General features: G+C 34.7%; 9 protein-coding genes. 1 reads left to right on the forward strand and 8 read right to left on the reverse strand.

The genetic code is table 11. From position 1 onward, the window contains the following. Positions 1 to 113: 113 nt before the first annotated feature. Positions 114 to 827: a DUF4197 domain-containing protein gene (locus tag ACFS5J_RS01835; protein WP_379810244.1), complete on the reverse strand. Its 714-nt coding sequence runs from the start codon at positions 825 to 827 to the stop codon at positions 114 to 116. Positions 828 to 960: 133 nt separating this feature from the next. Between ACFS5J_RS01835 and ACFS5J_RS01840 the strand changes: the two genes are divergently transcribed. Next, positions 961 to 4,386, forward strand: a complete 3,426-nt coding sequence (locus ACFS5J_RS01840; RefSeq protein WP_379810245.1) for a methylmalonyl-CoA mutase family protein — start codon at positions 961 to 963, stop codon at positions 4,384 to 4,386. A 71-nt stretch (positions 4,387 to 4,457) separates the two neighbouring features. Here the strand turns inward: ACFS5J_RS01840 and ACFS5J_RS01845 are convergent, their stop codons facing one another. The 7 genes from ACFS5J_RS01845 to ACFS5J_RS01875 all read right to left on the reverse strand — a co-directional run bounded on the left by ACFS5J_RS01845 (position 4,458) and on the right by ACFS5J_RS01875 (position 11,677). Next, complete coding sequence (locus ACFS5J_RS01845; RefSeq protein ID WP_379810246.1) at positions 4,458 to 6,605, reverse strand: choice-of-anchor I family protein; 2,148 nt, start codon at positions 6,603 to 6,605, stop codon at positions 4,458 to 4,460. Between the two features lie 206 nt (positions 6,606 to 6,811). Next, positions 6,812 to 7,795: an LLM class flavin-dependent oxidoreductase gene (locus tag ACFS5J_RS01850; RefSeq protein WP_379810252.1), complete on the reverse strand. Its 984-nt coding sequence runs from the start codon at positions 7,793 to 7,795 to the stop codon at positions 6,812 to 6,814. Between the two features lie 319 nt (positions 7,796 to 8,114). After that, on the reverse strand, positions 8,115 to 8,276 hold the full coding sequence (locus ACFS5J_RS01855) for a hypothetical protein (protein WP_379810247.1): 162 nt from the start codon (positions 8,274 to 8,276) through the stop codon (positions 8,115 to 8,117). Between the two features lie 413 nt (positions 8,277 to 8,689). Further along, on the reverse strand, positions 8,690 to 9,331 hold the full coding sequence (locus tag ACFS5J_RS01860; RefSeq protein ID WP_379810248.1) for a DNA alkylation repair protein: 642 nt from the start codon (positions 9,329 to 9,331) through the stop codon (positions 8,690 to 8,692). Between the two features lie 149 nt (positions 9,332 to 9,480). After that, positions 9,481 to 10,227 (reverse strand): YqjF family protein, encoded by a 747-nt coding sequence (locus ACFS5J_RS01865; RefSeq protein ID WP_379810249.1) that lies wholly within the window; start codon positions 10,225 to 10,227, stop codon positions 9,481 to 9,483. Positions 10,228 to 10,415: 188 nt separating this feature from the next. After that, on the reverse strand, positions 10,416 to 11,093 hold the full coding sequence (locus tag ACFS5J_RS01870; protein WP_379810250.1) for a YiiX family permuted papain-like enzyme: 678 nt from the start codon (positions 11,091 to 11,093) through the stop codon (positions 10,416 to 10,418). A 161-nt stretch (positions 11,094 to 11,254) separates the two neighbouring features. Next, positions 11,255 to 11,677 (reverse strand): hypothetical protein, encoded by a 423-nt coding sequence (locus ACFS5J_RS01875; protein ID WP_379810251.1) that lies wholly within the window; start codon positions 11,675 to 11,677, stop codon positions 11,255 to 11,257. Positions 11,678 to 11,902 lie beyond the last annotated feature (225 nt).

The following is an 11,902-nucleotide window of genomic DNA, read 5'->3' on the forward strand; positions in this document are numbered from 1 at the left end:
CCCTAACCAAAATGAGATATTCATTTATTACTCTGCAAATGTCCGTCTTTTTTTGAAGTTTCTGTGTTAAGGATATGTTATTTATATGTTATTGATTATTAAAATTTTACCTTCTATTTTCCGTCTTGTAAAGCAAAGACTTTTTTAAGTAAATCAGAAGATCTAGAATTAAAGTCTGTTCTAATGTTTTGTTCCTCAACAGCAATCATTTTGAAAACACCATCCATTGCTTTATTAGTGGTATAATCTGTTAAATCCGGGTTTACTTTTTTAACTAAAGGAATACTGTTATATTTCGTTATAATGTTTGCCCAAACTTTATCAGCACCCACTTTTGAAAAGGAATTTTTGATTACAGGGTTGAATTTTGAATACAAGTCTGTTGTGGTAGTATTTTGCAAATAAGTCGTCGCAGCGGTATTGTTACCCATTAAAATGTTTTTGGCATCGGTAAATGTCATTTGTTTCACAGCATTAACAAAAATAGGAGTAGCTTCTTTTACAGCATCTTCAGCAGCACGGTTTAAAAGTTTTAATCCTTCGTCTGCTAAACTAGACATGCCAATGTCACGTAATCCTTTATCTACTTTTTGTAATTCTTCTGGTAATAATATTTTAACAGCTTCATTTCTGTAAAAGCCATCAGTTGCGGTAAGTTTAGTAACTTGTTTGTCAATTCCGTTGTCCAAAGCTTCTTTTAAACCATTGGCGATATCATACTGCGTGATACCGATTCCGGTTCCTTGTGGAAGTTGGTCAATAACTTGTTGCATTTCGGCACAACTTAGTAGGGTGAAAGCTGCTAAACTCAGTACAATTTTCTTCATAATATTTATTTAATTTCATTTGGGAAATCAAATATAATGCCTTTTTTGAAACCACGATAAAATATTAAAATAAAGCCTTTTAAAATTTATTAAATTCGTAAATTGCAGCCTTTAAAAATACATATAATTACACATGGAACAACAACAGCCTTATATTCCTAATAATAAAGTAAGAATTGTTACTGCAGCATCGCTTTTTGATGGTCATGATGCAGCCATAAACATAATGAGAAGAATTATTCAAGCAACAGGTTGTGAGGTAATTCATTTAGGTCATGATAGAAGTGTGGAAGAAGTAGTAAATACTGCTATTCAAGAGGATGCTAATGCTATCGCAATGACTTCTTATCAAGGAGGACATACGGAGTATTTAAAATATATGTTTGATTTGCTGAATGAAAAAGGAGCAGGTCATATTAAAATTTTCGCTGGAGGTGGAGGCGTTATTCTTCCTACTGAAATTGAGGAACTACATGCATACGGGATTGAAAAAATCTATTCTCCAGATGATGGACGTGCAATGGGACTTCAAGGTATGATCAACGATTTAGTGAAACGTTCTGATTTTGCTATCGGAGATGTATTAAATGGTGAAGCAGATCATTTGGCGAATAAAAACCCACGTGAAATTGCGCGTGTAATTTCAGCTGCGGAAAATTTCCCAGAAATTGCAAAAGCGACTTTAGATAAAATACATCAAGAGAACGAAACGTCAACAACGCCAGTTTTAGGAATCACTGGTACAGGTGGTGCTGGTAAATCGTCTTTAGTAGACGAATTAGTACGTCGTTTTTTAATTGATTTTCCAGAAAAAACAATTGGTTTAATTTCAGTTGACCCATCAAAACGTAAAACAGGTGGCGCTTTATTGGGAGATAGAATTCGTATGAATGCGATCAATAATCCTAGAGTGTACATGCGTTCGTTGGCTACACGTCAATCCAATTTAGCCTTATCAAAATACGTAGCGGAAGCGATCCAAGTATTAAAAGCGGCGAAATACGATTTAATTGTATTGGAAACTTCAGGTATTGGACAATCAGATACTGAAATTATGGACCACTCTGACGTTTCATTGTATGTAATGACTCCAGAATTTGGTGCAGCGACTCAATTGGAAAAAATTGATATGCTAGATTTCGCGGATTTAGTAGCCTTAAATAAATTTGACAAAAGAGGTGCTTTAGATGCTATCCGTGATGTAAAGAAACAATACCAACGCAATCATAATCTTTGGGATGCAAGTCCTGATGATATGCCAGTTTTTGGAACAATTGCTTCACAATTTAACGATCCAGGAATGAACTCGCTTTACAAAGCGATTATGGATAAAATTGTTGACAAAACAGGAATTGATTTACACTCTACTTTTGAAATCACAAAAGAGATGAGTGAGAAAATATTCGTAATTCCGCCACATAGAACACGTTATTTATCAGAGATTGCTGAAAACAATCGTAAATATGATGAGACGGTTTTAACGCAAGTTGAAGTGGCTCAAAAATTATACGGAATTTTCAAAACGATTGAATCGGTAAATGGAAATTTCCCTCAAATTGATAAAGCAGGAATCGTTGAATCATCATTACAAATTAACGATTCAAACAAAGATTTCGTTTCGCTTTTATTGAAAGAATTTGACCGAGTTAAAATGAATTTAGATCCTTACAATTGGGAAGTGATTCAAACTTGGGATGAAAAAGTAAACAAATACAAAAATCCTATTTACTCATTTAAAGTAAGGGATAAGGTAATTGAAATTAAAACACACAGTGAGTCGTTATCGCATACACAAATTCCTAAAATTGCATTACCAAAATACCAAGCTTGGGGTGATATTCTAAGATGGAATTTACAAGAAAACGTACCGGGTGAATTCCCATTTGCATCAGGATTGTATCCATTCAAACGTGAAGGAGAGGATCCAACACGTATGTTTGCAGGTGAAGGAGGACCAGAGCGTACCAACCGTCGTTTCCACTATGTAAGTTTAGGTATGCCAGCAAAACGTTTGTCAACAGCTTTTGACTCGGTAACGCTTTATGGAAATGATCCAGACCACCGACCAGATATTTACGGAAAAATTGGTAATGCAGGGGTTTCAATCTGTTGTTTGGATGATGCGAAAAAATTATATTCTGGTTTTGATTTGAGTCACCCAGCGACATCCGTTTCAATGACGATCAATGGTCCAGCGCCTATGTTGTTAGGTTTCTTTATGAATGCAGCAATTGATCAAAATTGTGAGAAGTATATTAAAGAAAATGGTTTAGAAGCAGAAGTTGAAGCAAAAATCAAAGCGATTTATGCTGCTAAAGGAACGGAAAGACCAACTTATAATGGTGCTTTACCAGAAGGTAATGATGGTTTAGGATTAATGCTTTTGGGGGTTACTGGAGATCAGGTTTTACCAGCGGATGTATATTTAGACATTAAAATAAAAACATTAGCGCAAGTTCGTGGTACGGTACAAGCGGATATTTTAAAAGAAGACCAAGCACAAAATACTTGTATTTTCTCAACGGAGTTTGCTTTGCGTTTAATGGGGGACGTTCAGGAATATTTCATTCAAAACAACGTGCGTAACTTCTATTCGGTTTCGATTTCAGGTTACCATATTGCAGAAGCGGGTGCAAACCCTATCACGCAATTGGCGTTTACTTTAGCAAATGGATTCACGTATGTGGAATACTATTTGAGTAGAGGTATGGATATCAATGCTTTCGGACCGAACTTGTCGTTCTTCTTCTCTAATGGAATTGATCCAGAATACGCAGTTATTGGTCGTGTAGCACGTAAAATTTGGGCGAAAGCGTTAAAATTAAAATACGGTGCAAACGAGAGAGCGCAAATGTTGAAATACCATATTCAAACATCGGGTCGTTCATTACACGCTCAAGAAATTGATTTTAACGACATCCGTACTACCTTACAAGCATTATACGCTATTTACGATAACTGTAATTCATTACATACAAATGCGTACGATGAGGCGATTACGACACCAACAGAAGAATCGGTGCGTAGAGCAATGGCAATTCAGTTAATTATCAATAAAGAATTAGGTTTAGCGAAAAACGAAAACCCAATTCAAGGTTCGTTCATTATTGAGGAATTGACTGATTTAGTAGAAGAAGCAGTTTTAGCAGAGTTTGATAGAATTACCGAAAGAGGAGGTGTTCTTGGAGCAATGGAAACCATGTACCAAAGAAGTAAAATTCAAGAAGAATCGTTGTATTACGAAACCTTGAAACATACGGGTGAATTCCCAATCATTGGTGTGAATACGTTCTTGAGTTCTAAAGGTTCTCCAACAGTTATCCCTGCAGAGGTTATCCGTGCAACGGAAGAGGAGAAACAATTCCAAATTAAAACATTGGAAAATCTTCAAAAAGGGAATGCTGAAATGGTTAAAGAACAAATTGCTTTATTACAAGAAGCAGCAATCAAAAATCAGAATATTTTCGAGTTGTTAATGAACGCAACTAAATATTGTTCATTAGGTCAAATTACTTCAGGTTTATTTGAAGTAGGAGGTCAGTACAGACGTAACATGTAATCAAAATAGATTATTCCAATAAAAAAAGCCTTTCAATTTTGAAAGGCTTTTTTGTTGATTGATAAGAATTGTTATTCAACGATAATTTTTTGAACAAATCCATCTTTTGTTTTTAACAAATAGATTCCAGCTGGGTAGTTCATTTCCAAGCTTGAAACATTTTCTTTTGCTGTAATTTTTCGTCCGGTGCTATCAAATAAACTTACAGAAGTTGTAGTGTTGAAGTAAACTACTCCGTTTTTCACAGGATTTGGATAAGCAACAAATTGGTTGGTAGTCCTACTGAAATCAGTACTGTTCAATGTGTTATTCATGATTTGATACACACTAATAGTTGCACTTACTTCATTTGCCATCACGATTAACCCCGTTGAATTTGGACTATCTGTAGGATTGATGTAGATAATACCTTCTGGACCTAAATCGCCACCTAAACCAGTTGTAGTTCTGTTGTTGTTATACGAAACAAATGCAGGTGCTAAAGGATTGGTAATATCGTACGTAATAACGCCTCCAATTCTTTCCAAAGTGATAAAAGCATAAGTAGCGCCATTGATTTGACCAATTGTTATACCTTCTGGCTCTGGACCTTTATTATCACTTCTGTTTTTTAAGTTGTTGTTGTCGTTACTTGCATTGAATAATACGGAATACGTAGGGTCATTTGCAATAATTCTTTCGAAATCATCACCACTATCGTAAACCAATTGTCCTGTTGTAGCATTCCAAATACTGAAAGAACGTGTTCCAAAAACATGAATCTCGTCAAAATCACCATCGTTATCGATATCACCTGATGCATTTGTAACGGTTAATCGACCTAAGTTTACATTCTTTTTTAGAAAATCAGCATTTGGGAAAACGGTTGGATCAAGAACGTAACTGCTGTTACCCACACGGACTTCTTCTGATAAAGCACTATAATCTCTAGCATCACCTTCGTTTGCTGTAACCAAGTATGTTGTTCCTCCAGCAGTATACTGTGCAATTGCATCTGGCATATACATACCTTTTATCGGCCAATTGCTCATAAAAATTTCACCAAATTGATCGGAAACGTCTAAAGTGTTGGAAGCTAAATTGAAATCTTTTAATCCAAGTGGAGTGATAGCTGCAATTTGGTTAGTGGACAAGTTGATTGTAGCAATTGCATTGTTTTCTTGTAAAGTTACCCAAGCCGTTAAACCATCATCTGCAACAGTGATGTATTCGGGTTCAACATCTTTTGATACGGTAGCGTTGATACCGAAAACTCTTAATCCATTTGCTTTAAGTGTTGCCAATTGACTATCAAAAGCATTGAAGTTTAAAGTGGTAACATCAGCTTGTTGAACGTTGTTAAAACCACCTGAAACGTTAATAATTGAAATACTACCTTCTGGATCAATAGTATAATCGTCACTTGGTTGCCCTTCATTAGCTGTTATTACTTTAGTACTGTCTGGAGTAAAAGTAAGCATATCAGGTAATACACCCGCTTCAACAATTGAACCGATAGTTCCGTTAGTATCCATGAAAATTACTTTTCCATTTCCAAAGTTTGCTCCTTCGACAGTTGCAGCTACAATACCGTTTTTTACGGCAATACTAGTCCCTCCAATGCCATAAGTCGATAAATCAACCGATTGAATAGTGGTGATAGCTGCTGGATTTGAAAAGTTTAAAATTTCTATTTTAGAACTTGTAGAATTCATGACAAACAAGCGTTGTGTTGTTGGGTCGTGTGCTACAATTTCAGCAGAGCCATTTGAGTCCACAACATAGCTATTCAAAAATGCTATGTTTAAAGCATTCGATGCTATGGGCGCTTCAGTTTCATCGTCTAAAATATAAACGGTATTTCGTGTTATTCCATTCAATACCGCGTTAGTAGCATTCGAAAGCGCTAAAGTAAAATATTGATCACCTGTAAAAACGGCATCATTATTCAAAGTAACATTGATAGTTTGTGTTGTTGAATTGGCAGGGAAAGTAACCGTTTCATTGGTATAGCTATACGCATTTCCATTTGTAGCGGTTCCCAAATTAGAAGCTACAGCAACGTCAACTGTAACAACGGAAGTTGAAGGAGAGGAAAGGGTAAGGGTAAGCGGAATTGTCCCGTCATTTTCATTTACAATTGTTGTTTCGGTTGCAAAAGCAATAGCGCTTGTCGTTGTAACTTGTGCTTGAATATAAAAGGTAAACAAGTAAAAAAGTAAAGTAAAATTGATTTTCATATAAGTTTATTTTTGTTTCAACAAACTTACTGTCAAGATTATAGGTTGAGGTTATATGAAAATTATCAATTTATTTTGAAAAGATTACGGAATTGTTTTGTTAAAATTAAGAAGTAAAGGAAATGTAAATTTTATGAAATATTTATTTCAAGTGTTTATAAATTGAACTAAAAATAAAACCCTTTATAGCTAAAAGGGTTGGGTGTTTATTGCATAATTTCAGCGAATGCCTCGATGCTTTTTAGTTTGGCTGAAAGCTCGTAAACAGGTGAGGTAATCATGATTTCGTCAATTTTGAAATAATGTATAAATTCCTCAATCTCTTGCTTTACTGTTGCTTGGGTACCAATGAATGAACAAGCTGTCATTTGTTTTACATGTGCTTCTTCCATTTCGTTCCATTGCCCTTCCATCGATGCAACAGGTGGCTCCATATAATTGCGTTCATTTCGAATAATGCCCAGATACATTCTGTAAAAAGAAGTAGCCAAACGCTCGGCTTCAGCAACAGTATCGGCAATAATAACATTGACACAAGCTAATGTTTTAGGTTTTAAACCACTTGTATCACCATTAAAATTTTGATGGTAAATTTCAAAAGCGCGTTCCATTTGTGCGGGTGCAAAATGACTGGCAAATGCATACGGTAAGCCAAGTGAGGAAGCTAAATGAGCAGAGTCGGTACTAGAACCCAGTATCCAAAGCGGCACATCAACGCCTTCTCCCGGAAATGCTCTAACTTTTGAAGTGCTGTTATCCGATGAAAAATACTGTTGTAATCGTGCAACATTCAGAGGGAATTGTTGGGCATTTTCAAAAAAGTTTGGATGTAATGCTTGCGCCGTTAATTGATCCGTTCCAGGAGCACGTCCTAATCCTAAATCAATACGATTTGGGTATAACGAAGCCAATGTTCCAAAATGTTCTGCAATGACTAAGGGTGAATGATTGGGTAACATAATACCCCCTGAACCAACTCGAATAGTTTCAGTTTGTCCTGCAATATGACCAATTAAGACAGAAGTTGCCGAACTTGCAACACTTTTCATATTATGATGTTCGGCAAACCAATAACGACTATAACCCGATTGGTCTGCTAATTGCGCTGTTTTTACAGAATTCTCAAACGTTTGTGTTATGGTATTGTTGTCGCATACCAATGCTAAATCTAAAAAAGAATAGGGTATCATGAATATTGAAGTCAATTTTAAAATGTAAACTTATAAAAAACGAGAGAAAATAGGCGTTATGTTATCAATCCTTTAACATTGAAGATGTTCAGTAATAGTGCTGAAAATTGCGATATTGGAATCTGTTCTATGCCTATTCGCTAAATGGAGAGGCGTATTCCGTCAGAGGACAGAACCCGTTGTAACATAACTAAGCCTGAATAAAAAAAACTACTTTAGGAAATTCGAAGACACGAGCACAAAGTGCGAACTAGTGAAACAATTTTCCCAGTAGTCAAAAAATCTAGGTATTACTTATAACCTATGTTAGCAGAAATGCTTACTTCTTATGCTTTAAATAATAATTTTCCAACCAATTTTTTTCTTGTATTGCAAGTTCTATATCAATTGGAGTAGTACTATAATTTTCAATCTCGGCCAAGCAATCTTTAATTAATTCGCTATCAGGATTTCCATATTCTAATATCAAATGTGCTGTCATAATTGAACAATATATTGATATTCCATTAAGTAACTAGCAAATTCAGATTGTAAATTATTTTCAAAATAAAGTTTAGCGATTTCTACAAGATTTTGATATTCTTTAGTTTTTCGACTTTCAGGATCTGAAGACTTAATTTTTAAGAAATAATACTCTTTGCAATAAAATAAATACGAAGCATTTTTTCTTATTTACGGATGTCCATTCTAATTTCTATTTAGATTATTACGCAAAATTGGCGCATTAATACTAACGGTTTAAGGCTTTGCGTTCGGGCGGGTTTCGGAGCACAAAGTTTCAATTTATTACTAAAGTTTAATAGAAGTACAAAACTCCAAGTTAGCACGTTGGTTTGCCTGACGTAATACCAATGTTACAAGCTACCGTTTTTATCTGTCGTGTTGTTATCAATATTATAAATTTCTTTTGTTGCTCTCAATCGTTATGAACTCTGGTAAATAGTCAGGAGTACAACCCTTTGAAACACTTTGTCCTCTGTAAAGCCCTGTTTTTTCGCCAAGTGCCACGCAACGTTTACGGTTCTTCTTATCATAAACTCCAATCCAGCCCGCTAAAAAGTTCATTGCCCATTGAACTTCTGGCTCTTCTTTTTCTATTTGCGTTTCTATTTTAGATAACAATTCCTCATTATTTGTTGGTGGTTCTTGTCCCATCCATCTTAATCGAGCTTGATAATACCAAAAAATCCTTCTTTGGAGAGATGATGAACTATTTTCCCAAGAATCCATCAAGGCAATAGTCTTTTTGTCCTTCGAAAGTTGATTTGCCATTAACCAGTCAATCAATTGACTTCTTTCGTCTTCTTTTTGCCCTTTAATGTCGTTGGCTAATTTGTCTATGAACTCTTGAGATAGATACTTTTTGTCCATAATAAGAACAGCCAAAAGTCTGGCAAAATGTTTTCCCGTAGACCACAGTTCCAGCGCTAATTCGTGGTCTTTTTTTATAGCAATTGCAAGTTTCTTTATGTCGCCAAGTTTAGACTTGTCATTTAACTGGATTAATATGTTTTCTGCTTTTGACGAATGCTCCATTTCAATTTAGTTATTTGTTTAACGGTTGACTTACGGTTGCTTGTAACGGTCTCGGCTATGAGTAGTTGCGTGGGTTAGCACTTAACTTTGCAAGTACACACCAACCTGAAAATCCGCGAGGATTTTCAGAAGTAGGCGAGAACAAGCAATTACTTATAGCCATTGTTGTAGCCAGTTTTTTTGTTTTTAATTTTTCCCCAAGCCAAAACTTTTACTCCTTTCGAATAATGAATTTTGCTTGGTCGTTCGTTTATTAATTTTTCAAATCTCGGATAATTCAATTCCAATTTTTGTATGTCAATTTCGTTAATTGGCCATTCCAAATGATGAATTTCAAATTCGTTTATCGAATCGTCTGTGTCTTGAAAAAGAGCGTATCTTTCCGTTAACCATTTGTCCAATTCCGTTTTCTCGGTCAGTTCGTTTCCAATTTTAAACTCGATATTTAATTTGTCATTAAATTCCGAATTTTTAGATTTATATATTTTGTCACTCCGGTTTATGTTGGAAAATCTATATGGAAGTTCTGAAATTCCTTTTGCGACTTTACAAGATAAATTTTTCCCGCCTTCAATACTCAAGAAGTAAACTCCAGTTTTATTGTTTGACTTTACATAAGTCCGAATATTTATTTCGTCAAAATCCGATATTGGCGAAAAGGAAGGTAAGTTTTTCGGTCTTATCTTTTCCATTGTAAAGGCAACAACTGAAATCCAAGGTTTTCCCTCAAAAAGGTCGATTTTCAATTCTTTCGGAACGAATTTTTCCAATTCAGTCAATTCGACTTGATAATGAAGAAATATTGCATTATTCCACTCTTGGTAAAATTTCCAATTATCAGTCGGAATTTCCCAAGGTCTGTGTTTTGTGGTATTTAATATTTCTCGGATAGTCATTTTTTCAAATTGGCTACAACGTCCTGCCGGCTTTGTGAAGGCGGGGATTTTTGTTACTGATGCTTACAAATATACCGCAAATTTTGAAAGAAAAAAGCTCAAAAATAGGAGAGAAGTGCATACACCGGCTCTTCCCGATACACACCCAAACCCCGCTTTCACAAAACCGCTGTTAACGGCTGGCTTTCTTATTGATTTACTGTAATTAAAAGATTGCTTTCAAAAATTGCTTTTGGGGAAATAACCAATTCTTCCATTGGAATATTATCACCATATCTTTCTTTCATCTTTTTCTTAACAGTTTCATTTGACAAGTCAAAGTCACTCAATTTTTCCAGCTTTCCAATTTCAATTCCTGTCGAGCGTTTGTAGATTTTCCAAATTAATTCAGAACAATAAATTTTATCGTCACTCCACTCAAAGGTTAAATCGTAATTTTTGCCTTTAAATTTTTCGCCTTCATTTTTCATTTTTTGAAGAGTTTCGTTTGTCAAAATTTCCTCAGCATTTTTCAACCTTTTTATTACATAATGACCATCTTTTCCTCTTGAAATCCATTTGTCAAGTGGTGTAGTTTTTACAGGTTGAATTGCTTCGAAAACATAAAATTTTCCGTTTTCTTTATAAATTATTCCACAATGAGAATACTTTGAGTTTGTAGCAAGTTGAATGGCTTTGCTTTGTCCGGAAAGGGAAGTTTGAAAAATAAGATCTCCGTTTTTAATTTCGTTGTTTTCGACCAGTTTTTTTACTTCTGTTTTAGCTTTTTCAAGATTATATTTAGAGTTAGAAAACTTTTGTTTAATATAAAAGGCACCAATAAAAATTAGTCCCGTAATTCCAAGTGCGAATATTATTTTTCTCATCTTTTTTTATACATAACGTTCTGTCAAGCTTGCCGTTAACGGTCCGCGGCTATAAGTAGTGGCGTCAAACCAAAACCAAGCCATTTCAAATATAAACTTATTTTAGAAAATTCGGAGAATTTTCGGAATATTCCATAACTCGCCATTACTTATAACTGCTGTTATGCATTGTTTTTATATAATTCCTCAAAAATAGGATCCTCAATTATTTTACTCATTTTGTCATTTAGAAGTTTGGTTTCGTTTAATTTGTTCTTTATTTGAGTAAAGCTAATTCCTTTGTTCTTAATTAAATTTATAATAGAATCAATTAATCCACCTGCTACAATACTAAGTAAACTTTTTTCTTTTTTTTGATTAGAAATATACAATTCCAATTCTAAGACACTTAAGTTCGGATATTTGTTAATTAATTTTTGGATAAAATCAGATTTTCTTTCGAAACCTAATTCAGACAACATTTTCAAATTTCTATTATGAATTTCTAAAAATTCAGTAGGAGAATTCACTAGATGTACGTTTTCAGGAAAGTTAGAAATAACGTTCAGAGATTTCAATAAAACACTTTTGTTTGATTCATTCATTTTTTCTAAATAATGCATAACGGTCCGCGGCTATAAGTAGTGGCGCGGAGCCAAAACCAAGCCTTAACAAATATAGACTATTTTAGGAAAATTCGGAGAATTTTCCGAGCAGTCAGAGACGTAGCCATTACTTATAACCGATGTTACCATACGTTTTTATTCACTTATAATGATGTCTAGTTCACTTTTTTTGATAACAATAGTATTTCCCCAAATATCCCCGAG

The sequence above is a fragment of the Flavobacterium chuncheonense genome, assembly GCF_042686145.1.
Lineage (GTDB): Bacteria > Bacteroidota > Bacteroidia > Flavobacteriales > Flavobacteriaceae > Flavobacterium > Flavobacterium chuncheonense.